Annotated in this window: 20 protein-coding genes; 9 read left to right on the forward strand and 11 right to left on the reverse strand. The window is 57.3% G+C overall.

Features of this window, described 5'->3' with window-relative positions; translation table 11 throughout:
- Positions 1-10: 10 nt before the first annotated feature.
- Positions 11-787, forward strand: coding sequence for a dienelactone hydrolase family protein (locus DU506_RS06855; RefSeq protein ID WP_114486197.1), 777 nt, complete (start codon positions 11-13; stop codon positions 785-787).
- Positions 788-793: 6 nt separating this feature from the next.
- Here DU506_RS06855 and DU506_RS06860 read toward each other — a convergent pair whose 3' ends face one another.
- Both DU506_RS06860 and DU506_RS22680 read right to left on the reverse strand, forming a co-directional pair.
- Complete coding sequence (locus tag DU506_RS06860; protein ID WP_220254310.1) at positions 794-1,291, reverse strand: anti-virulence regulator CigR family protein; 498 nt, start codon at positions 1,289-1,291, stop codon at positions 794-796.
- 162 nt (positions 1,292-1,453) lie between these two features.
- A complete protein-coding gene (locus DU506_RS22680; protein WP_114486198.1) occupies positions 1,454-1,939 on the reverse strand; it encodes a pilin in 486 nt (161 codons plus the stop codon).
- A 255-nt stretch (positions 1,940-2,194) separates the two neighbouring features.
- Between DU506_RS22680 and pilB the strand changes: the two genes are divergently transcribed.
- From pilB to DU506_RS06895, 6 genes are all read left to right on the forward strand, one after another.
- Entirely contained in the window at positions 2,195-3,952 is a 1,758-nt protein-coding gene (pilB, locus tag DU506_RS06870) for a type IV-A pilus assembly ATPase PilB (RefSeq protein ID WP_114486199.1), read from the forward strand.
- A gap of 3 nt (positions 3,953-3,955) precedes the next feature.
- Positions 3,956-5,179, forward strand: a complete 1,224-nt coding sequence (locus tag DU506_RS06875; protein ID WP_114486200.1) for a type II secretion system F family protein — start codon at positions 3,956-3,958, stop codon at positions 5,177-5,179.
- Between the two features lie 54 nt (positions 5,180-5,233).
- Positions 5,234-6,079: a prepilin peptidase gene (locus DU506_RS06880; protein ID WP_114486201.1), complete on the forward strand. Its 846-nt coding sequence runs from the start codon at positions 5,234-5,236 to the stop codon at positions 6,077-6,079.
- Between the two features lie 79 nt (positions 6,080-6,158).
- Positions 6,159-6,761, forward strand: a complete 603-nt coding sequence (coaE, locus tag DU506_RS06885; RefSeq protein ID WP_114486202.1) for a dephospho-CoA kinase — start codon at positions 6,159-6,161, stop codon at positions 6,759-6,761.
- 36 nt (positions 6,762-6,797) lie between these two features.
- Entirely contained in the window at positions 6,798-7,031 is a 234-nt protein-coding gene (yacG, locus tag DU506_RS06890) for a DNA gyrase inhibitor YacG (RefSeq protein ID WP_114486203.1), read from the forward strand.
- A gap of 29 nt (positions 7,032-7,060) precedes the next feature.
- Positions 7,061-7,945: a DNA replication terminus site-binding protein gene (locus DU506_RS06895; protein ID WP_114486204.1), complete on the forward strand. Its 885-nt coding sequence runs from the start codon at positions 7,061-7,063 to the stop codon at positions 7,943-7,945.
- 4 nt (positions 7,946-7,949) lie between these two features.
- Here DU506_RS06895 and DU506_RS06900 read toward each other — a convergent pair whose 3' ends face one another.
- The gene (locus DU506_RS06900) at positions 7,950-8,270 is read right to left on the reverse strand and encodes a hypothetical protein (protein WP_114486205.1); all 321 of its coding nucleotides are present in this window, start codon (positions 8,268-8,270) and stop codon (positions 7,950-7,952) included.
- 324 nt (positions 8,271-8,594) lie between these two features.
- Here DU506_RS06900 and DU506_RS06905 point away from each other — a divergent pair, with 324 nt between their 5' ends.
- Positions 8,595-9,497 (forward strand): helix-turn-helix transcriptional regulator, encoded by a 903-nt coding sequence (locus tag DU506_RS06905; RefSeq protein WP_114486206.1) that lies wholly within the window; start codon positions 8,595-8,597, stop codon positions 9,495-9,497.
- Between the two features lie 136 nt (positions 9,498-9,633).
- Here the strand turns inward: DU506_RS06905 and DU506_RS06910 are convergent, their stop codons facing one another.
- From DU506_RS06910 to DU506_RS06945, 8 genes are all read right to left on the reverse strand, one after another.
- Positions 9,634-10,011, reverse strand: a complete 378-nt coding sequence (locus DU506_RS06910) for a histone-like nucleoid-structuring protein, MvaT/MvaU family (RefSeq protein ID WP_114486207.1) — start codon at positions 10,009-10,011, stop codon at positions 9,634-9,636.
- A gap of 413 nt (positions 10,012-10,424) precedes the next feature.
- Positions 10,425-12,101 (reverse strand): 30S ribosomal protein S1, encoded by a 1,677-nt coding sequence (gene rpsA, locus DU506_RS06915; protein ID WP_114486208.1) that lies wholly within the window; start codon positions 12,099-12,101, stop codon positions 10,425-10,427.
- A gap of 185 nt (positions 12,102-12,286) precedes the next feature.
- Complete coding sequence (gene cmk, locus DU506_RS06920) at positions 12,287-12,976, reverse strand: (d)CMP kinase (protein WP_114486209.1); 690 nt, start codon at positions 12,974-12,976, stop codon at positions 12,287-12,289.
- A complete protein-coding gene (locus DU506_RS06925; RefSeq protein ID WP_235825468.1) occupies positions 12,969-15,296 on the reverse strand; it encodes a bifunctional prephenate dehydrogenase/3-phosphoshikimate 1-carboxyvinyltransferase in 2,328 nt (775 codons plus the stop codon). The genes cmk and DU506_RS06925 overlap by 8 nt, the downstream gene beginning before the upstream one ends.
- Positions 15,293-16,417, reverse strand: coding sequence for a prephenate dehydratase (pheA, locus tag DU506_RS06930; RefSeq protein WP_114486210.1), 1,125 nt, complete (start codon positions 16,415-16,417; stop codon positions 15,293-15,295). Before pheA ends, DU506_RS06925 begins: the two co-directional genes overlap by 4 nt.
- Before the next feature lie 5 nt (positions 16,418-16,422).
- Positions 16,423-17,526, reverse strand: coding sequence for a 3-phosphoserine/phosphohydroxythreonine transaminase (gene serC, locus DU506_RS06935; RefSeq protein WP_114486211.1), 1,104 nt, complete (start codon positions 17,524-17,526; stop codon positions 16,423-16,425).
- Entirely contained in the window at positions 17,510-20,263 is a 2,754-nt protein-coding gene (gene gyrA, locus DU506_RS06940) for a DNA gyrase subunit A (protein ID WP_114486212.1), read from the reverse strand. The genes serC and gyrA overlap by 17 nt, the downstream gene beginning before the upstream one ends.
- A gap of 161 nt (positions 20,264-20,424) precedes the next feature.
- A complete protein-coding gene (locus tag DU506_RS06945; protein WP_114486213.1) occupies positions 20,425-20,874 on the reverse strand; it encodes an acyl-CoA thioesterase in 450 nt (149 codons plus the stop codon).
- 170 nt (positions 20,875-21,044) lie between these two features.
- On the opposite strand from DU506_RS06945, the gene DU506_RS06950 reads away from it, so the two are divergent.
- The gene (locus DU506_RS06950) at positions 21,045-21,977 is read left to right on the forward strand and encodes a recombination-associated protein RdgC (protein ID WP_114486214.1); all 933 of its coding nucleotides are present in this window, start codon (positions 21,045-21,047) and stop codon (positions 21,975-21,977) included.
- Positions 21,978-22,029 lie beyond the last annotated feature (52 nt).

The raw sequence follows: 22,029 nt of genomic DNA on the forward strand, positions 1-22,029 counted from the left end.
GGAGATACCCATGAACAGCACACGTCTACTTTTGACGCCACTCGCCGCCGCCTTCTTTCTGGTGGGCACCGCCCAGGCATATGAACCGACCCGAGAAGACACCACTTATAGCGTCGAGGAGGAGACATTCGCCGGCTACTTCGCCCCGGCCGAAGGTGACTCCCGCGGCAGTGTGCTGATCATTCACGACTGGGATGGGCTCGACGATTACGAGCGTTTGCGTGCCGACATGCTTGCCCAGCAGGGCTTCGATGCCTTTGCGGTGGATCTTTTCGGCCAGGGCAACCGCCCCCAAGCCCTGGAAGACAAGCAGGCGGCCACCAACCGCCTGTACGAAGACCGTGAGCGCATGCGCCAGCTGATCCTCGCCGGGCTTGAAGAAGCGCGTGCACAGGGCGCGCATGACGCCACGGTGGTGATCGGCTACTGCTTTGGCGGCAGCGCCGCGCTGGAATTCGCGCGCTGGGTTGAAGCGGAAGGGATTCAGGGCTACGCCAGCTTTCACGGGGGGCTGGATACCCCGGAGGGCCAGCAATACGCAAGCGACACACCGCCCATCCTGATTGCCCATGGCGGTGCCGACAGCATGATAAGCATGCAGGACGTGGCACAGCTGGCCAACGAACTTGAAGCGGCGGACGTGACCTACGAGATCGGCGTCTACTCAGGTGCGCCGCACGCCTTCAGCGTCTTCGGCAGCGACGCCTATCACGAACGCGCCGACCAGCGTTCCTGGGACACCTTTATGGTATTTCTAAACGACTTCCTGGTAGAAAGCAGTCAATAGCCTCGTTCAGCGCAAGACGTTGGCGAGGATATCCACCACCACCCGCGTCGCGGCATCGATCAAGATCACATCGGTGCCGACGTGCTCCCATTCATAACCGGGATACTGGGGTAATTCTTCCGCCACCCTACCATCAAAGCGCTTGGCGATGCCCGGCGGCAGCGGCTTGCCACGTTCCAGATTCTTGCGAATCCCCGGGGGCAAGCCGTCCATTTGGTGAACGTCATTCCGCTGGAGGATACGGCGTACTTCGCGCTCATCGATATACGGGCGGCTTTCATGAGCGCTTTCATGAGCTGAGGTGCGGGACTCGGAATAATAGCGCTCGGAAGAACGAGCGTCAGATGGGCCCTGTTCATGACGCTCATGACCAGAAGCGCCAGCATTGCCCTTGTCACGCGCCCCATGGGCCTGGGCATGTTCCGGCGGCTGAGCAGTGACAGAGGCACTCAGCACCAGGGCGGAAAACACGACCCCACTCATCAAGATGGTTTTAATTTTCATCACTGGTTCCTTGAATGCTGCAGAAGCGTTGAGTATAAGCCGCTATTGTGCAGAGAGTGAGGAAACAGGAATAAGCAAATATACCTAGATTTTCACCTAAAATATAAAAAAGGAGGCATCAATAGCCTCCTTAATTGTCCACAGAATTGCTAATTTAAATATTTATTCACGACATCCACGAGGCAGCAGGGACTGTTTCAATCTATCTTCGGCAGAACACGTCCAATAACCGTCTGACTGACCTCGCGTTAGCTTAATCGCTCCATCAAAGTTCTCAAACTCTATTTGGAAAAATGTTTCTGTCTGAGGATCTCTGAAAGCGCCTGCGCCGCTCGTGGTCAGTTCAGCTCCTTTTAGATCATCCTCATTAAAACCAAGGTAGGTATAAAATGCTCCGGCGTTATTGACTTCGCCGGCGGCAGTGTCAGTACCAAGAACACCATCAACGATAGCGACATCGTACCCCCCACGAAGAGCTTGAAGGGTAGAGTATGCTGTAGATACTTCAGCACGCTGGGTATAGTTTTGATACTGCGGCACAGCAACAGACGCCAAAATCCCGATAATGGCGATTACTACTAGCAATTCGATCAGGGTGAAACCGCCCTGGCGGCTGTAGCGTGTTTTTCTGGTTTGCGTGTTCTGCATGGCAAAGCTCCTGGAGCGGGGAAACAATCAAGGCTGCATGACTTGTGCGACAGACGTATGCAACATTAGATTCATGGGAGTTACAGTAGCTTACCCATTATCAATACTCAAGCATTTCTACTACTATTGATTAATACTTTCAGACTGACGCGAATCAGTCTTTGGTAAAGCCAAGAAACCACTTACGTAATGTCGAGACACCCTTGAATGTGGTACAAGATACCCACAAAACGCTTACGTGTTTCAAGGGTCCGAATGAGCCATCCTTCCTACGAATCCACTCTCAGCCATGCGGCGGCGCGCGGCGGGTTACGCGGTATTGCCCAGCGCCTGGTCCAGCATGAGTTGCTCACCGATGCCCAGGCAGTCACGGCGGAAGCCGCCGCCCTCGAGCAGGATATCTCCCTGCTGCAGTACCTGATCGAAAGCGGCAAGGTGGCCCCCGCTGCGGCGGCGGTGGCGGCGGGCTGGGAGTACGGCCTGCCGGTCATCGACCTGAACGCGGTGCGCCTGGACGCCCTGCCCCCCGCCGCGGATTACCCCACCAAGGTATTACAGAGCCTGAATGTGTTGCCGCTGGCGCGCCATGGGCACCGCCTGACCGTGGCCGTGCCGTATCCGGCCACGCTAACCCACCTGGATGAGCTTCAGTTCGCCACCGGCCTGAGTGTGGAAGGCGTGCTGGCGCCGGTGGACCAGTTGGCCACGGCGCTGGAAAGCTACCTGGCTCAGAATGAACGCAATATGCTTGACGAGCTGGAAGACGTGGACGACGCCGTCAGCTCCCTGAACGTGGTGCAAAATGCCGATGGCAGCGAAGTGCCGCTGGACGAAACCCAGCAAGGCAACGACGACGCCCCTATTGTCAAGTTCGTCAACAAGATCCTGCTGGACGCCATCCGCCGGGGCGCCTCGGACATTCATTTCGAGCCCTACGAAACCTATTACCGGGTGCGGTTTCGGGTAGACGGCATGTTGATCGAAGTCGCCCGGCCGCCCTTCGCCATGCGCAACCGGATTGCGGCGCGCCTGAAAATCATGGCGCGGCTGGATATTTCCGAACGCCGCCTCCCTCAGGATGGCGCGATCAAGCTCAAGCTTTCCCGCACCCGTTCGCTGGATTTTCGCGTCAACTCCCTGCCCACGGTGTATGGCGAAAAGCTGGTATTGCGGATTCTCGACCCCACCGCCGCTCAGCTGGGTATCGAGCAACTGGGGTTTACCGATGCCCAGCGTGGCTATTACGAAACCGCGCTCAAGCAACCCCAGGGCATGATTCTGGTCACCGGCCCGACGGGGAGCGGCAAGACCGTTTCGCTGTATACCGGCATCAATATCCTCAACCAGATAGAGCGCAACATCTGTACCGCGGAAGACCCGGTGGAGATCAAGGTGACCGGGGTCAATCAGGTCAATGTGCTGCCCAAGATCGGGCTCGATTTCGCCAGCGCCCTGCGCGCCTTTCTACGCCAGGACCCGGATGTGGTCATGGTGGGGGAAATTCGCGATCTCGAAACCGCCGAGATTGCGGTCAAGGCGGCCCAGACCGGCCACCTGGTGCTGTCCACCGTCCACACCAATTCGGCGGCGGAAACCCTGACACGCCTGGCCAATATGGGGGTTTCTTCGTTCAATATCGCCAGTGCGGTGAGCTTGATCATCGCCCAGCGCCTGGCGCGCAAGCTCTGCAAGCACTGCAAGGAGCCGATTGAAATTCCCCATGAAGCCTTGGAAAAACAGGGCTTTACCCCTAAGGAAACTGCCAGTGCCACCATCTACAAGGCGGTGGGCTGCAAGCAATGCACCCAGGGCTACAAGGGCCGCGTGGGGATTTACGAAGTGGTGCCGATCAGCGACAGCATGCGCCAACTGGTCATGCGAGATGCCAACTCCCTGGAGATCGACGCCCAGGCGCGCAAGGAAGGCTACCCCAGCCTGCGCCGCAGTGGGCTCTTGAAGGTCATGCAGGGCATCACCAGCCTGGAAGAAGTCAATCGGGTCAGCAAGGAGTAACCCATGGCCAAACGCAAACGCGCGGCACCCATCAAGCTGTATCGCTGGAAGTGGTCGGGCATGGGCCCGACCAATCGCATGCTGAGCGGCGTCATGATCGGGCGTACCAAGGCGGAAGTCGGCGCCGAGCTCAAGAACCAGAACATCGCGGTACGCAAGCTAAGCAAGAAAGGCAGCCTGGGGGGCGGTGGAAGCATCAACCCCAAGGATGTCATGGTATTCGCCCGCCAGATGGCCACCATGATTCGGGCGGGCATCCCTTTGCTGCAAGCCTTTGAAGTGGTCGCGGAAAGCCTGAAAAAACCCGCCATGGCATCATTGGTGCAGCAGATGATGACCGAGGTTTCCGGCGGGTCGAGCTTTTCGGATGCCTTGCGCCGTCATCCAAAACATTTCGACCGCTTGTTCGTCAATCTGGTCGAGGCCGGCGAACAGGCCGGTGCGCTGGACCAGATGCTCGACCGCGTGGCCACCTATAAGGAAAAGGTCGAGTCGCTCAAGTCCAGGGTCAAGAAAGCGCTCTGGTACCCTACGGCGGTAATGAGTATCGGCATCGGCGTCACCATGTTGCTGTTGATCAAGGTGGTGCCAGAATTCGAGAGCATGTTCACCAGCTTCGGGGCAGAGTTGCCGGCCTTGACGCAAATGACGGTCAACCTTTCCGAGATGGCGCAAGCCTATTGGCTGCATGCCTTCGGCACGCTGTTCGCCGCGATAATGTTGCTGCGCGAAGGTGTCAAGCGCTCACCCAACCTGGCATACCGAATGCACTTTCTATTGCTGCACCTGCCGGTGGTCGGCGATATATTGGACAAGTCGGCCGTTGCGCGCTTCTCGCGCACCCTGGCGACCACCTTTGCCGCCGGCGTGCCCCTGGTGGAAGGCCTGGACACCTCGGCAGGCGCGACCGGCAACAAGGTGTATGAGCGCGCGGTCCAGCAGATACGCAATGACGTGGCCACCGGCCAGCAGCTGCATTTCTCCATGCGCATGACCAATCAGTTCCCCGCCCTGGCGGTACAGATGGTGAGTATCGGCGAGGAAGCCGGTTCGCTGGACGCGATGCTCAACCGGGTGGCGGATTACTACGAAGAAGAAGTCGACAACAAGGTCGATGCCCTGACCTCCCTGATGGAGCCAGTGATCATCGTGGTGCTGGGCGTCTTGGTCGGCGGCGTGGTGGTGTCGATGTACCTGCCGATCTTCGAGATGGGCTCGGTCATGTAAGCTTCACTATTGAATCTCTCATAAACTAATGAACTTCTCATAAAAGGCGTATGGATGGATTACCCTCCGCTTGTTTTATGGCCCCTGGTGCTGGTGCTTGGCCTGTGTTTCGGTAGCTTTTTAAATGTGGTGATAACCCGCCTGCCGGTCATGCTGATGAAGGATTGGCGCGCCCAGGCCCGTGACGCCTTGGCACTCGAGGAGGAACCACAGGCCACCTTCAATCTGGCGACACCGGAATCCATGTGCCCGCGCTGCGAAGCACCCATCGCCTGGCACGACAATATCCCCCTGCTGGGCTGGCTGAAACGACGAGGACGCTGCGCCCAGTGCAACACCCCGATCAGCATCCAGTATCCGCTGGTCGAGCTGGCCGGAGCCCTCCTGGCGCTTGCCGTGGTGGCGCTGCACGGCGTGACGCTTGAAAGCGGGTTCATCTATGCCGCCTGCATGACGTTACTGGTGCTGGCGGTGATCGATTTTCGCACTCAGTTGCTGCCGGACATTCTCACCCTGCCCCTGCTGTGGGCCGGGTTCATCTACCAGTTAGCGTTTCAGCCGTTCATGCTGAGCTCGGCGGTCATCGGTGCCATCGCGGGCTATCTAGCGCTGTGGAGCTTCTACTGGCTGTTCAAGCTGGTTACCGACAAGGAAGGGATGGGCTATGGCGACTTCAAGTTGCTCGCGGCACTGGGTGCCTGGCTGGGCTGGTCCTATCTGCCGCTGATATTGGTGCTCTCGGCGGGCCTGGGCGCGCTCATCGGCATCATCGTTCAACTGGCCTTGCCCCGCTTGCGTGGCGCACCCATGCCCTTCGGCCCTTATCTGGCCTTGGCCGGCTGGGTGGCTTTACTGGTCGGTGAAGAGTTGATGGCGGTTTATGTCGGAGTACTGAATTGAGGACGGCGCTGACGCGAACGATGTTGATAAGAACGACTCTGATAAGGACGACGCTGATAAAAACAGTCAGGAGTGCTCGATGATTATCGGTTTGACAGGCGGTATCGCCTCGGGAAAGTCCACCGTGGTACGCGCCTTTGAATCGCTGGGGGTGCCTTGGGTGGATGCCGATGACGTCGCCCGGGAAGTGGTTCAGCCGGGTGAGCCGGCACTCGCATCGATTGCCGAGCGCTTCGGGACAGCCGTGCTACAGGAAGACGGCAGCCTCGATCGCCGCAAACTGCGCGAAATCATCTTCAACGACCCCAAGCAGCGCCTGTGGCTCGAGTCGGTCACCCATCCCCAGGTACGCAAGCGCTTGCTGGAACACCTGGAGAGGCTTCAAGCCTCGCAGCCAGCTTACGTAATGCTGGTCTCTCCCTTGTTGTTCGAGTCCGGCCAGGATGCCTTGGTGGATCGCAGTGTGGTGGTGGATGTGCCCGAGGAAATACAGCTGCAACGCACCCTGGCTCGCGATGATGTCAGCGAGTCTCAGGTTCGGGCGATTCTTGCCGCACAACTATCGCGCCAGGAACGTCTTTCCAGAGCCGACGATGTGATCGACAATAGTGGCAGTGAGACAGAAATGCGTGAACAGGTAGCTCAGCTCGACCAGCGCTACCGAAATCTGTCCCGGCCCTGAATTATTTCACTTGCTTGTTTTTTCACCGGAGTCTTGATGTCCATTCCCGCCAACGACACACCCTTTGAAGTCGCCTGTCCTGAGTGTGGCAAGAAAGTTGCCTGGCAGGCGGAAAGTCTCTACCGGCCCTTTTGCAGCAAGCGTTGCCAGCTGTTGGATCTGGGTGCCTGGGCGGAGGAGTCCCACCGTATCGGTGGCGAATCAGCCATGGATGAAGCGGATATCGAGACACTTCTGGCTCAGGCTGACCGCGATGCACCGCTGTCCTGAACCCACCGACTGAGCGAGGCGCCACGCCCATGCCTGAGATGCATCCCGCCAGCTACCGCCTTCTGGCCGACCTGGAAGCGGCGTTTGATGCGTTACTCGCGCAGCTGGAGCAAGTGGTCACCACCTTCGAGCGCAGTGGCTGCCCCGCCTGGGCGTTTGCCGAACCCGTTGCGGATGCCGCTTGGCTCAGGCGGGCATTGATGGACATGTGGCATGAAGAAGGCCAGGATGGCAGGGAAACGCGCAATTACATCGGTTTGATAGCGGCAGATACGCCATTGATCGAGGAAGTCGTCAAAGCTAACCAGGCCAAAGCCAGAATCAGTCACCTCTTGCAGCAAATCAAGCAAACGACGCCACACGCCTTGAGTGAAGCCAAGGCACTGTTACCTCAGCGTCATCCTCACGTTAATGCCCTGCTGCGCCGTGGCGGGCTTGCCAAGCTGCATCTCAAGCAATGCTGGAGACAGTTGCCGGTGGCCCAGGCCCCGGTCGCCCGCGTAAGGCTCGCCTGGTATTCCAGCGGACGTTCCATCAAGCGCTTGAGCGTTCAAGAAGCCGAGGCAAAGCTGCTTCAGCTGGATACGCAAGCCCCTCATGTACAGATTCAGTTGCGTAAACTTGCCGGGATACCCAGCCAGGAAATACTGGCCCAAGTACAGGCCCAGGCACCGTTGATGCGGGCCAACCTCTTCTATGTGGAGCCCCTGGAAGACGGTCACACCCGTCGGGCACTCAATGTAGCACTTCCTTTATTTCTACCTGCGCCGGAACAACGCCTGCCGGATTACAACACTCCTCCAGCTCATCCACCGACCCAGCGCACCCGCGCCCGTCGTCGTGACGAAAAACTCGAAGACGACGCCTTCCTGCCCAGCCTACGTGCTTATCGCTACCGGCAAGCAAGCATATAGCCCTTCATTTCCATAAGCCGAAGCGAATCAACGTATCAAGCAACTGCTTGACGCTTTCTTCAGACTGTTGATATTCGCTCATCAAGGCCTCCAGACGCTGCTGAAACTGCGCTTCGCGTTGCACCTGAAGATTCTCGACCTCTAGCTGTTTATCGTCATCCTCCAACGACTGGAGCGATCTCACCGGGGGGCCGGTCGGGATATTAAACGAATTATTGGGATCGTCGAGCTGGCGTAGCGCTTCCCCGAACGCATCATCGAGTTCGCGAAATCGGCGCAGCTTGTCGCGCTCATCCAGCACTTTGTGGGCTTTTTGATATTTCATTGACGTCTAATTAATACCCTGTCGTAAGACCATTAAAACAAAACTGTGCTCAAACGCTTATACAGCCTAACTAAACTTGCCTTCATTCTTTATTACCAGCATAAAGGCAGTATATTTCTTTATTTGAAAGGAAACCGTATTTTTCAACCGCTTGCAAGCAGCTTAACAACATAACACTACATTAATTGACGAAAAACACGCCGAGTTCATCCGCCGCATCATTGGATGAGATTTAGCTACGCATTGCATCAATGGCACCGGGAAGGTGCCCTGCAGGCTTGTGTCACACCTCGCCTGCACGACTCAGCACAAGAAGGCTAGATAATGTTCAACGCCATGGTAAGAGCTGAAATCTGGCTGCAAGAGACTCTGGATAAGCCACTGGGGATTGACGTATTAGCGGAACACCTAGGGTATTCCCCCTCACAGGTGCGCCGTCAGTTTCGGCAATGCTTCCATACATCACCTAACGCCTATCGGGAAAAGCGCCGTCTTGAACGTGCTACTGTTCTGCTGGCCTTTACTCAGAAAAATATAGCGCAAATTGCACATTATTGCGGCTACTCCAATCATTCGTCTTTTTCCCGGGCATTTCATCGCCAGTACGGCGTAAGCCCACGCATTTTCCGCCAGGCTTTACGAAGCAACTTGAGCCAGGAGCTTTATGCACCCGCCACGTCAATTGGCTACACACCACCTATTGAGGCGATCACTTCAATCGAAAAGTGCGCGGCAAGACAAGCGGTCATGATGCGTTTCTACCAACCCTTGGAGCAAATAGAAGGTCTCGGCAATAGCGCTCGACATGCGGACAATCTGGAGTGCCTCACGTCTCGCCTCGCCACTGCTACACCGATTGTGGCTCTACCGGATGCACTGGCTGCCAAGGTAGGCGAACTGGAAGGCTTAATGGGCAGTGCTTACCCTAACCCCGCTGCACGTACAGATGTCGGCTTGTACTTGAACAGCGATCAAACAGCTTCCGACGTGGCCTTACCTATCCCTTTTCGTCGTCTTGATCTGGTTTCACATTACTACGCAAAAGCGGTATTTCAGAAGATAGAGCATTTTCATCATGTTCTTAATCAAGTGATTTACCAGTTAGTGCTGGGCAAGGTGACTCCTCTTCAAATCAGCGGGGAGCCACCTCAGGTTCTTTGGTACCCGAACCACCTTGAGTTAAGAATTCCCTTGGTGGAAGAACACAAACTAGACGGCATTGACTGAACACGCCAAAGCGCCTGAACCTGTCAACATGAACCTGGAATATGGGTCTTGAAAACAAGCCACTGCGCCGGCATAAAAATACCTTGGCACCGGCTCGACACCCTTACTGGCGTAGGGTGTCTAGGCAGAGCAGCTTTCAGTCTTCCATGCGGACCAACCAGGACTCCACGGTTTCATCACCGTATTGATCCTTCCAGCTGCGCAGCCCCTTGTGATTACCACCGCGGGTTTCAATGATTTCACCGGTCTGGGGATTCTTGTAAATCTTGAGACGACGCTTACGCCGACCAGTGCCGGTAGCGCCAGTCGCTTTGGTAGCGGTACGTTCAGCATTGGGGTCCAGCAACGCAATAACGTCAGCAGCACTTTTCTCGAACTCATCCATTAGCGCTTCGAGGCGATCTTTAAATTCGAGCTCGCCTTTCAGACGCTGGTCGCCTTCCAGGCGCTGAAGATCTTCCTGCAACTGCTTTAGTTGCTGTTCTTTTTGGATATATTCATTCAAAAGTGACATAGAATGTTCCTTAGTTGGATAAAATGGAGCAGGGCTTATAAGTCAGCGGCTAGCAGTCGGTAGATAGGAGTAGCGACTATCTAGCAGCCAGGAAACTCAGAAACATGCTTTAGCTCGGTGGATGCGCTGTTATTATTCCTGTAAATGCTTCAATAGACAACAGTCTAGTTAATTTTTTATGAGCACTTAAGCTTAAATTCAATAAAAGTTTTTCTCTTACTTGCTGATAGTTTATTTAAATACAACGCGAGGATGCAGGAATCGAAAATATGTTTCTTCATTCAAGATAGACATATCGCCTCTAGTTCAGAAGAAAAAAACCTAAAAACCCAGTTAACAGACCCAGCAAAAAAAGCGCCGCCTTCTCAGGCGGCGCTTTCTACAGCAAGTGACTCAGCGGCGAATCAAGCCAATCAATCTTGACCCATCTGCTGCTTGATCAACTCACCGATAGTGGTCGGACCACCGGATTCCGGTGCTTCCTCGCGCATCTTCTTCAGATTCTGACGCGTGTCATCCTGATCTTTAGCCTTGATAGACAGGTTGATCTGACGGTTCTTACGATCCACTCCGATAATGCGGGCTTCAACGCTGTCGCCTTCGTTCAGGACGTTACGCGCGTCTTCGACACGGTCCGCACTGATTTCAGACGCCTTAAGTACCGCCACGACATCGGTCGCCAGCTCCACTTGCGCTTCCTTGGCATCAACTTCAATGATACGGCCAGTCACGAGACTGCCTTTATCGTTGACTGCCAGGAATTCGGCAACCGGGTCTGTGTCCATCTGCTTGATACCCAGAGAGATACGCTCACGCTCTGGATCGATGGACAGGATAACCGCTTCGGCTTCGTCGCCCTTCTTGAAGTGGCGTACGGCTTCTTCACCGGTTTCCGTCCAGGAGATGTCGGACAGGTGAACCAGGCCGTCGATACCGCCTTCCAGACCGATGAAGATACCAAAGTCGGTGATCGACTTGATGGTACCGGAAACGCGGTCGCCCTTGTTGTAATCGGTGTTGAAGGTTTCCCACGGATTAGCGGTGCACTGCTTGATACCCAGGGAGATACGACGACGCTCTTCGTCGATATCCAACACCATGACGTCGACATCATCGCCCACTTGCACGACTTTCGACGGATGGATGTTCTTGTTGGTCCAGTCCATCTCGGAGACGTGAACCAAGCCTTCGACACCTTCTTCCAGCTCGGCGAAACAGCCGTAGTCGGTAAGATTGGTGACCTTGGCGTGCACCTTGGTGCTTTCCGGGTAACGTGCCTTGATGTTGACCCACGGATCTTCGCCCAGCTGCTTCAAGCCCAGTGATACGCGATTGCGTTCACGATCGAACTTGAGCACCTTGACATTGATCTCGTCGCCGACAGCCACGATTTCGGACGGATGCTTGATGCGCTTCCAGGCCATATCGGTGATGTGCAGCAGGCCGTCAACGCCACCCAGATCCACGAACGCGCCGTAGTCGGTGAGGTTCTTGACGATACCCTTGATCTGCTGACCTTCCTGAAGCGTTGCCAGCAGCGCTTCACGTTCTGCACTGTTCTCTGCTTCGAGAACGGCGCGACGCGAAACCACCACGTTATTGCGCTTGGGATCGAGCTTGATGACCTTGAAATCGAGTTCTTTGTTTTCCAGGTGAGCAGTGTCGCGAACCGGACGCACGTCGACCAGAGAGCCCGGCAGGAAAGCACGAATAGAGTCGACTTCGACAGTAAAGCCACCTTTGACTTTGCCGTTGATCACGCCCTTGATGATTTCGTCTTTCTCGAAGGCTGCTTCCAGAATCTTCCACGCTTCGGCGCGTTTGGCCTTTTCGCGTGACAAACGCGTTTCACCGAAGCCATCTTCCACGGCTTCCAGCGCAACGTGCACTTCGTCACCGATGGCAATGTTCAGCTCGCCATTTTCATCGCGGAATTGTGAAGCGGGGATCTGGCCTTCGGATTTCAGACCGGCATTGACAGTAACCCAATCGCCGTCAATGTCCACAACCTGGGCCAAAACGATGGCGCCCGGCTCCATGTTGATGTCGTTAAGAGACTGTTCAAACAGTTCAGCAAAGCTTTCGCTCATGGTGTTCCTACGTGATCAACGTTGTTGAGGCATTAATGCCTTCTCCGCACCACCAGCAAGTGCGGGCCTATGTGCTCTGCCTTCGGGGATGTTAGCGCTGGTTCGACCTGACCGGGCTCACGGATGATGTGATAGTAGTGCCCTGCCACGTCATGACATCTCACCAAAGGCGCCGCAAGGGAGAATCAGGTGCCTTGTGCAATGCCACGTTGGGCCAGCAGTTCGGTCAGCCGTTCTACCACTTCCGGTATACTCAGGCGCGTGGTATCAAGCGTAATGGCATCATCTGCCGGCTTGAGAGGTGCCACGCTGCGCTGCATGTCGCGTGCATCGCGCGCCTGAATCTCCTTTAAAAGACTCGAAAGACTAGCACCCACTCCGGATTCTTGCAACTGTAGATGCCGCCGCCGAGCACGTTCTTGTGCACTGGCGGTCAAAAATATTTTCAGGGGAGCCTCGGGAAACACCACCGTTCCCATATCTCGCCCATCCGCCACCAGGCCGGGTGGCTTGCGAAAATCTCGCTGACGCTGCAATAGGGCTTGGCGAACCCCGGGCAGCGCCGCTATTTGAGAAGCGCGCTCCCCCACCGCTTCCGTGCGAATTACTTGGGTGACGTCTTCACCTTCCAGGAGCACCAGAGGGCGACCCTTCTCTACTGGAAACGCCACATCAAGCTCGGCCGCCAGGCGCTCGAGCTGCGGTTCGTCATCCAGCGCCACATCATGCTTGGTCGCTGCCTGGGCGGTGAGACGGTACAAGGCGCCGCTATCCAGCAGGTGCCAACCCAGACGTTCGGCGACCAGACCGCTGATGGTGCCTTTGCCTGCGCCTCCTGGGCCGTCGACAGTCAGCACGGGGACGGCGTCACTCATGGCCAGTCTCCCCGGTTTTCTCCGCTGCTTTCTCCACGGCTCCTTCTTCCGTCACGTTCAGGCCTATCCGGCCTGCCAGAGCGATGAAACCGGGAAATGACGTAGCGACATTGGCACAGTCATCGATCACGATGTCCTCACTGGCGCGCAACGCCGCGATGGAAAAGGCCATGGCGATACGATGGTCGCCCAGACTGTCGATGCGCCCGCCACCATAGCTGGGGCCGGAGCCCCCGTTGCCGACGATATCAATGCCGTCTTCCATCACACTGTGCTCGACCCCCAGCACCGCAAGGCCGTCAGCCATGGCCTGGATACGGTCCGATTCCTTGACACGCAGCTCTTCGGCACCGCGTAGGCGGGTCGTGCCCTCGGCATTGGCGGCGGCAATGAACAGTGCAGGAAATTCGTCGATCGCCAGCGGCACCTGCTCCACCGGAATATCGATACCCTTGAGCGGTGCATAGCGGATACGAATCTCGGCGACCGGCTCTCCCCCCACTTCACGGCTATTCTCCAGGGTCAGGTCAGCGCCCATCAGCTTGAGAATATTGATCACGCCGATACGCGTCGGGTTGATGCCGACATGTTCCAGCAGGATATCCGAGCCTGGGGTAATCGCCGCGGCCACCAGGAAAAAGGTCGCCGAGGAAATGTCCGAAGGCACGTCGATCGGCCCGGCAACCAGTTTATTGCCGCCTTCGAGCCAGCAGGTATCGCCCTGGCGCGAAACGGGGTAACCGAAGCCGTTGAGCATGCGTTCGGTGTGATCGCGGGTGGGCGCCGGTTCGCGCACGCGGGTCTCGCCCTCGGCGTAAAGCCCCGCCAGCAGCAGGCAGGATTTCACCTGGGCACTGGCCATGGGCATATCGTATTCGATGCCTTCAAGCTTGGCGCCACCGCTGATCTTGAGCGGTGGACGCCCGCCCTCGGCGGTTTCAATCCGGGCGCCCATCAGGCGCAACGGATCGGCCACGCGGCTCATGGGCCGCTTGGTCAGGGAGTCGTCCCCGGTGAGCTCGCTATCGAATGCCTGGCCCGCCAACAGGCCGGAAAACAAGCGCATCGCGGTACCCGAGTTACCGACGTACAAGGGCCCGGAAGGCGCTTTCAGACCATGCATGCCCACCCCATGAATAGTCACACAGCCCTGGTGGGGCCCTTCGATCGCCACCCCCATCTCACGGAATGCCTGGAGCGTTGCCAGGCTATCCTCCCCTTCGAGAAAACCTTTTACCTCCGTCACCCCTTCGGCCAGAGCGCCGAGCATGATCGAGCGGTGTGAAATGGACTTGTCGCCGGGCACGCGCAAACGCCCCTGGGCATTCCCGCCGGGGCTTACCCGATAGGTCAGCTTGCCTTGTGGTTGCATGTGGTATTCCGCCTGATAACTGGTCTTGTTCAAAAGCGATTCAAAATAATGCCGGGCGTGGCTGGCCCGGTCGAACGTCGCCAGCATGGCATCGCTATCCGAGTTCTCCACGGCCTGGCGCAGCCGTGCCAACCCTGCCTCGAAATCGTCCAGCGAGGCCAATACCGCCTCACGGTTGGCGACGAAAATATCGCGCCACATTACCGGGTCACTGCCGGCGATACGGGTAAAGTCTCGAAAACCACCCGCCGCGTAACGAAAGATTTCCAGGCGCTCGTCTTGGCGCGCCAGACTATCCACCAGCGAGAACGCCAGCAAATGCGGCAAATGGCTGGTGCGTGCCAGCACCTGATCATGACGCTCTACGGCCATTTCCAGGACATCGGCGCCACAGGCTTCCCACAAGCGCCGCACCCGCGCCACGGCATCGGGCCGCGTGGTCTCGGCAGGCGTCAAGATGACCTTGTGGTTTCGATAAAGCCGGGGATTGGAGGCTGCCACGCCGCTTTTCTCCGAACCGGCAATCGGATGGCCCAGCACCAGATTGCTTGGCAGCCCGCCGAAAGCACGCTCGGCGGCTTGCTGAATCGCCGCCTTGGTGCTGCCCACGTCGGTAATCACCACGTCAGCCGCGGCCTTGTCCAGATGCTCGGCCAGTTCGCGCATCACGCCTTCCATGGCCAATACCGGGACCGCCAACAGGATCATGGAGGCATCCTTGACCATCGGGCCGAGCCGGGTATCGCCTGAATCGATCAGCCCCATGGCGACACCGCGGGCAATTTCCTCGGCATCCGGGTCGCAGGCCACTATTTCACCCCGAGTACTTTCGTCACCCTGAGCGCCTTCGCGGCCGAACCCCGCTTCACGCAGCGCGGCAGCCAGCGAACCTCCAATCAAGCCCAAGCCGACAATCAACAGCCTTGATTCAGTTACCTTCAGGCTCACAGCACACCCTGAGGGTAGGAACCCAGCACCTTGACCTCGGCCGCCCGCAGCCTGACTTCCTCGAGCATGGCCGCTACTTGCGGATCTTCATGATGCCCTTTGAAGTCGATGAAGAAGACGTAATTCCAGACACCGCTTCGCGACGGGCGGGTTTCAAGGCGCGTCAAGTCGATCTGATGGCGATGAAAAGGCTCAAGCAGGTCATGCAGGGCACCGGGCTGGTTGCGCATGGCCACGACCAGAGACGTCTTGTCGTCACCCGAACGGGGCACATCCTGGTTACCGATGATCAAGAAGCGCGTGGAATTATCCGGGCGGTCCTCAATCTTTTCCGTCAATGGCGTCAGGCCGTAAAGCTTGGCGGCCATGTCGCCGGCAATCGCGGCACTGTGCCATTCGGTCTTGACCAATTTGGCGGCTTCGGCATTGGAGGCAACCGGCACGCGCTCGGCATGGGGAAAGTGGGCATCCAACCATTTACGACATTGCGCAAACGACTGCGGGTGCGAGTAGATACGCGACACTTTATCGCGGCGCGTGGTATCCGCCACCAGCAGATGATGATGGATACGCAGCACGACTTCGCCGCAGATGCGAATCGAGGAATCCATGAACGAATCCAGGGTGTGATTCACCACCCCTTCCGTGGAATTCTCGACCGGCACGACGCCATAATTGACCGCACCGGCTTCGACTTCACGAAATACTTCATCGATTGCCGCCATGGGCAGGCTGACCGCACTTTCCCCGAAGTGCTTGAGCGCCGCCTGCTGGGTAAAAGTACCTTCAGGCCCCAGATAAGACACCTTGATCGGCTGCTCCAACGCCAGGCAGGCGGACATGATTTCGCGGAACAGACGTGCCATTTCCTCGCTGTCCAGCGGCCCCGGGTTCAGCGACATGATCCGCCTGAGTACCTGGGCCTCACGTTCCGGACGATAGAATACCGTGCCCTTGTCGTGGGTCAGCTTCACCTTGGCCACACGCTGGGCGCAGGCCGCTCGCTCACTGATCAGGCGCAGAATATCCGTATCCAGCTGGTCGATCGTCTCGCGCAACTCGTCAAGATTGCTGGGGGAGCCCGTGCTGGGAGAGTTATTAGTATTGGGGGAGTCAGACATGGTGGTTAGCCCCTTCTTTGTTCGAAATCCGCCATGAAGGCGGTCAACGTATCCACGGCGTCTTCAGGCACGGCATTGTACAAGCTGGCCCGCATCCCCCCCACGCTGCGATGGCCTTTAAGGTTCAGCAACCCGGCAGCATTCGCTTCGCTCAGAAAATCCGCGTCCAGACGGCTGTCCGCCAGCACGAACGGAATATTCATGCGTGAGCGGTTGGCCGCCACGATGGGGTTGGAATAAAGACCGCTGGTATCGATCGCGGCATACAGCTTGGCGGCTTTGCGGGCATTGATAGCCCCCATGGCATCCAGCCCGCCGATATCGTCTTTCAGCCACTGGAACACTAGCCCGGCAAGGTACCAGGCATAGGTAGGCGGCGTATTGACCATTGAACCGCCTGCGGCCATCCCCTTGTAGTCGAACAAGGAAGGAATGGCCTTGCAGGCTTGATCGAGCAGGTCATCGCGCACGATGACCAGCGTCAATCCCGCCGGGCCGATATTCTTCTGTGCACCGGCGTAGATGATACCGAACTTCGACACATCCAGCGGAGCGGCAAGAATACTCGACGACATGTCACAGACCAGCGGCACCTCGACACCGTCCGGGCGAACTGCCTCGGGGGTGTAATCGAATTCGAGTCCACCGATGGTTTCATTGGCGGTGTAATGCAGATAAGCCGCCTGATCGCTTAATTTTAGCGCTGAAGGCCGAGGAACGGCTGTCTGGCCATTGGCCTCGCTGCTGGCGGCCACATGGTAATCGAACCCCAGTCGCTTGACCTCGGCGATCGCCTTCTTGCCCCAGATGCCGGTATGAATGAAATCGGCACTGCCACCATTCCCCAAGAGGTTCATCGGCAACATGGCAAATTGCAGGCTGGCACCCCCTTGCAGGAACAGAACGCGATAGTTATCAGGCAGCTGCAACAATTCACGCAGATCTGCCTCGGTCTTTTCGGCAATGGCGACGAACTCATCACTGCGATGGCTCATTTCCATTACCGAAAGTCCGCGTCCCTGGTAATCGAGCAGCTCGCTCTGGGCGCGTTCGAGTACCGACTGAGGTAACGCCGCCGGCCCGGCGCAGAAATTATAGTGACGTGTCATCAGACTGCTCTTCCCCTGAATCGTCCTGTAAATCGCTGTTCGGCTCTTGGCTCTGCGGCGCTTCTTGCACCTGTTCTTCCCCTACTAGCGGTGCTTCCAAGGCGTCGTCTGTTTCCAGCGGCACGTCTTCCAGTTCATCGATGCGCACGGTCTTCACAAGCTTTTCGTTTTCGCCCAGACGAATCAGCATGACACCCTGAGTATTACGCGATGTGGACGAGACCTCTTCCACACGGGTGCGCACCAGGGTGCCACGATCGGTAATCAGCATCATTTCATCGCTGGGATAGACCTGCATTGCCGCTACCAATGGGCCGTTGCGCTCGCTGGTCTGCATCGCGATAACGCCTTGGCCACCGCGTCCGCGCAGCGGAAATTCCTCCAGGCGGGTGCGCTTGCCATAGCCTTTTTCGCTTGCAGTCAGGATATAGATCTGACCTGCATTGCTGCTTTCGCCTGTGGATTCAACGGCTGTGTCGCTTTCAGCCTCTTCTTCCACATCGATCTGCTGGCTCTGGGGAATGATCAGGCTGATCACCTCGGCGCCCTTGGCCAGGCGCATCCCCCTCACGCCACGCGCCGTGCGTCCCATGGCCCGAACGTTGCCTTCCTCGAAACGAATCGCCTTGCCATTGGAAGACAGCATCATGGCATGGTCGGAACCGGAGGTGATCGCCGCGCCGACCAGGCGATCGTCTTCTTCCAGGTCGATGGCGATCAGGCCCACGCTACGCGGCCGGGAGAACTGCTCCAGGCTGGTACGCTTGACGGTACCCTTGGCGGTGGCGAAGAAGATGTAATGCTCGGGGTCGTAGCCGCGCACCGGCAGGATGGCGTTGATCTCCTCGCCTTCATCCAGCGGCAGCAAATTGACCAATGGCTTGCCGCGTGACCCACGGCTGGCATTGGGCATCTCGTAGACCTTAAGCCAGTAGACCTTGCCACGGTTGGAAAACAGCAGGACGGTGTCATGCGTCGAGGCCACCAGCAGGTGTTCGATGACGTCCTCGTCTTTCATGGCGGTAGCGGATTTTCCGCGCCCGCCACGGCGCTGGGCCTGATAGTCGGAAATCGGCTGCGTCTTGGCGTAACCCGAGCGTGACACCGTGACCACCATGTCTTCCTCGGCAATCAGGTCTTCCATGCTCAAGTCCAGATGGCTGAACTGGATCTCGCTGCGCCGATCGTTACCGAACTGATCGCGTACCGCATGCAACTCTTCGCGAATCACTTCCATCAAACGATCGGCCGAGGCCAGAATCAGCGTCAGCTCGGCGATTTTCTCGAGGATGGAGAGGTATTCATCCAGCAGCTTTTCGGTTTCAAGCCCGGTCAGACGGTGCAGGCGTAATTCCAGAATCGCCTGGGCTTGGGCTTGAGACAGCCGATACTGCGTCGCGGAAGGATTGAGGCCGTAGCCTTCCTCCAGCTCTTCGGGCTTGCAGGAGGTAGCCCCGGCGCGCTCCAGCATGCCGGTAACCTGCCCCGGCTGCCAATCCTTGGCCAGCAGCTTTTCACGGGCTTCAGCGGCGTTGGGCGATGCCTTGATCAGCTCGATGACCTGGTCGATATTGGAAATCGCCACCGCCAGGCCTTCCAGGATATGGCCACGTTCACGGGCTTTTCTGAGTTCGAACAGCGTCCGTCGGGTCACTACCTCGCGGCGATGACGAATAAAGGCTTCCAGCATCTGCTTGAGGTTTAGCGTGCGCGGCTGGCCGTTTTCCAGCGCCACCATATTGATGCCGAACACGTTTTGCAGCTGGGTCTGGGCGAAGAGGTTATTGACCACGACCTCGCCCGACTCGCCGCGCTTGACCTCGATCACGACGCGCAAGCCATCCTTGTCGGATTCGTCGCGCAATTCGGCAATGCCTTCGATTTTCTTGTCTTTCACCAGTTCGGCGATCTTTTCGATCAACCGCGCCTTGTTCACCTGATAAGGCAGTTCGCTGATGATGATATGGTCGCGGCCGGATTTATCGTCGTGCTCGATGGTGTGACAGGCCCGCACATAAATGCGTCCACGCCCGGTGTGGTAGGCATCGATGATACCCGCACGACCATTGATGATGGCGCCGGTGGGAAAATCCGGGCCGGGGATGTAATGCATCAAATCATCGATCGACAAGGTGTAGTCGTCGATCAATGCCAGGCAGCCATCGATGACTTCGCGCATATTGTGCGGCGGAATATTGGTCGCCATGCCCACAGCGATCCCCGAAGAACCGTTAATCAACAGATTGGGCACTTTGGTCGGCATGACGTCGGGGATACGCTCGGTACCGTCGTAGTTGTCGACCCAATCGACGGTATCTTTTTCCAGATCGGCGAGTAGTTCATGCGCCAACTTGGACATCCGCACTTCGGTGTAACGCATGGCGGCGGCACTGTCGCCGTCTATCGAACCGAAGTTCCCTTGGCCGTCGACCAGAACGTGGCGCATCGAGAAATGCTGGGCCATGCGGACGATGGTGTCATAAACGGCACTGTCACCATGGGGGTGATATTTACCGATGACATCGCCGACCACACGCGCCGATTTCTTGTACGGTTTGTTCCAGTCATTACTCAGTTCATGCATGGCAAACAGCACACGCCGATGAACCGGCTTGAGGCCGTCGCGCACGTCAGGAAGAGCGCGACCGATAATGACACTCATCGCGTAGTCGAGATACGACTGTTTAAGCTCGTCTTCGATATTGACGGGCAGGATTTCTCTGGCGATGTCACCCATGAAAGTCAGATCCTTTGCACTGCATTTGCATTGCGAGAGTTGAAAGCGCAACAAGATGCCGGGGCACGGCGCGCAATTACCCGAGCATCATACCACTGCACAGGCGGCAAGGGCAGCCGCAGCATACCTACACAAATACAGCCAAAAACGCTCTGAGCGGCTCAGAAGGGCGTTAACGCCGATTCGGCTACAGTCAAGGCCTCCAGCACCGCGCCTATTTCACCCTCTATCGCACAGGCTTTATTGGCGCGTAAATCCAGCAACACGAAAGTGAAACTGGCTTCGGTGACCAGAGTGCCATCAGCGCGGAAAATCTTCTGATGGCAGACAGCACTTCGTTTACCCACGTCGACAATCCCAGTGGTGATGATCAAGTCGTCGCCTTCCACGGCGGCCTGGCGATAATCGATATTGATATTGACCACCACAAACGCCGCCGCTTGCTGCTTGAACTGCTTCACCAACGCCGGGTGATCGTCAAAAAACGCCCAGCGCCCCTCCTCCATGAACTCCAGGTAGCGGGCGTTGTTGACATGCCCATAGCCATCCAGGTGATAGCCGCGCACGCGTAGCTGGGTCTGGGTCTTTTTGTTTAAAACGGGCACTGTCATGAAACCTCCTTGGCTGGGCCAGTGTAATAAGTCAGTTGAATAAATAATAACGCAAGCCTTAATCAAACATAAGTTTGAAACAGCTGCAACAATGCTTGACCGATTCGCAGCACTGGTACGTATCGCCGGCTTTCGACATAATGAGCAGCCCTTTGCACAGGATATGCTCCATGTGGTTCAAGCACTTGCACCTTTATCGCTTGCACGGCGCCCCGGAGATGCCCTCAGAGGCGCTGGAACAAGCCCTTGCCGAACAAGCCAGCCAGCCATTAGGCGGCACACAAGCACGTCGATTGGGCTGGTGCGCTCCGGCGGGACGACTGGGAAGCGGCCATTACCTGCATGAACTTCAAGGCCACCGACTCCTCAGTGCCTTACGCCAGGAGCGCTTGCTGCCTGCGTCGGTGGTGCGCGAAGAAGTCGAGGAACAGGTCAGCGACATCGAATCTCGCGAAGGCCGCAAGCTTACGCGCAAGGAAAAGACCGCCATCAAGGAGCAGGTAACCGAAACATTGCTACCGCAGGCTTTCATACGCAGCCAGAAAATCGATTTATGGTGGGACACAAGGCGCAACCTGATCGGTATCAACGCCAGCAGCCGTACGCGGGCCGAAGATGTGCTCGACCTGTTGCGTGAAACGCTGGGTACCCTCAAGGTCACGCCTCTCGCCACCCAGGCATTGCCGATTCGCGCCATGACCACCTGGCTGGGCGACCCGGAAAGCCGCCCCAGCGACCTGGAACTCGGTGATCAGGTCGAACTCAAGGCCAAGGGCGACGACGGTGTGCTGCGTGCCCGTCAGGTGGATCTGGACAGCGATGAAATTCAGCAGCTGCTGGCAAGCGGTCGCCAAGCCAGTAAACTGGCGGTAAGTCTGGCGGGTCGGCTACGATTCATTCTGCATGACGACCTGGCGCTCAAGTCGCTGCGCTTCAGCGACGCCTTGATCGAAGAAGCCGATCATGCCGAAGACGGTGACGACGCCCTGGTACGCCTGGAAACGGATTTCATCCTGATGGCACAGGCGCTATCGGATGACATCACCCGCTTGATCGAATGGCTCGGCGGCGAAGCCGAGACAGGCCGCGATAGCTTTACTTGATGATAGGTTTCCTGCATGACTGGTTTTCTACATAAGTCGTTTCCTGCACAAA

The organism is Vreelandella rituensis (assembly GCF_003336665.1).
GTDB lineage: Bacteria > Pseudomonadota > Gammaproteobacteria > Pseudomonadales > Halomonadaceae > Vreelandella > Vreelandella rituensis.

What these genes read in the sequence shown, in the direction of transcription:
- yacG (WP_114486203.1), top strand. Translation starts at nt 6,798, where the DNA reads ATGTCCATTCCCGCCAACGACACACCCTTTGAAGTCGCCTGTCCTGAG.
- DU506_RS06950 (WP_114486214.1), top strand. Translation starts at nt 21,045, where the DNA reads ATGTGGTTCAAGCACTTGCACCTTTATCGCTTGCACGGCGCCCCGGAG.
- DU506_RS06855 (WP_114486197.1), top strand. Translation starts at nt 11, where the DNA reads ATGAACAGCACACGTCTACTTTTGACGCCACTCGCCGCCGCCTTCTTT.
- DU506_RS06880 (WP_114486201.1), top strand. Translation starts at nt 5,234, where the DNA reads ATGGATTACCCTCCGCTTGTTTTATGGCCCCTGGTGCTGGTGCTTGGC.
- cmk (WP_114486209.1), bottom strand. Translation starts at nt 12,976, where the DNA reads ATGAGTGACGCCGTCCCCGTGCTGACTGTCGACGGCCCAGGAGGCGCA.
- DU506_RS06895 (WP_114486204.1), top strand. Translation starts at nt 7,061, where the DNA reads ATGCCTGAGATGCATCCCGCCAGCTACCGCCTTCTGGCCGACCTGGAA.
- pilB (WP_114486199.1), top strand. Translation starts at nt 2,195, where the DNA reads ATGAGCCATCCTTCCTACGAATCCACTCTCAGCCATGCGGCGGCGCGC.
- serC (WP_114486211.1), bottom strand. Translation starts at nt 17,526, where the DNA reads ATGACACGTCACTATAATTTCTGCGCCGGGCCGGCGGCGTTACCTCAG.
- coaE (WP_114486202.1), top strand. Translation starts at nt 6,159, where the DNA reads ATGATTATCGGTTTGACAGGCGGTATCGCCTCGGGAAAGTCCACCGTG.
- gyrA (WP_114486212.1), bottom strand. Translation starts at nt 20,263, where the DNA reads ATGGGTGACATCGCCAGAGAAATCCTGCCCGTCAATATCGAAGACGAG.
- pheA (WP_114486210.1), bottom strand. Translation starts at nt 16,417, where the DNA reads ATGTCTGACTCCCCCAATACTAATAACTCTCCCAGCACGGGCTCCCCC.
- rpsA (WP_114486208.1), bottom strand. Translation starts at nt 12,101, where the DNA reads ATGAGCGAAAGCTTTGCTGAACTGTTTGAACAGTCTCTTAACGACATC.
- DU506_RS06910 (WP_114486207.1), bottom strand. Translation starts at nt 10,011, where the DNA reads ATGTCACTTTTGAATGAATATATCCAAAAAGAACAGCAACTAAAGCAG.
- DU506_RS06905 (WP_114486206.1), top strand. Translation starts at nt 8,595, where the DNA reads ATGTTCAACGCCATGGTAAGAGCTGAAATCTGGCTGCAAGAGACTCTG.
- DU506_RS06900 (WP_114486205.1), bottom strand. Translation starts at nt 8,270, where the DNA reads ATGAAATATCAAAAAGCCCACAAAGTGCTGGATGAGCGCGACAAGCTG.
- DU506_RS22680 (WP_114486198.1), bottom strand. Translation starts at nt 1,939, where the DNA reads ATGCAGAACACGCAAACCAGAAAAACACGCTACAGCCGCCAGGGCGGT.
- DU506_RS06945 (WP_114486213.1), bottom strand. Translation starts at nt 20,874, where the DNA reads ATGACAGTGCCCGTTTTAAACAAAAAGACCCAGACCCAGCTACGCGTG.
- DU506_RS06875 (WP_114486200.1), top strand. Translation starts at nt 3,956, where the DNA reads ATGGCCAAACGCAAACGCGCGGCACCCATCAAGCTGTATCGCTGGAAG.
- DU506_RS06860 (WP_220254310.1), bottom strand. Translation starts at nt 1,291, where the DNA reads ATGAAAATTAAAACCATCTTGATGAGTGGGGTCGTGTTTTCCGCCCTG.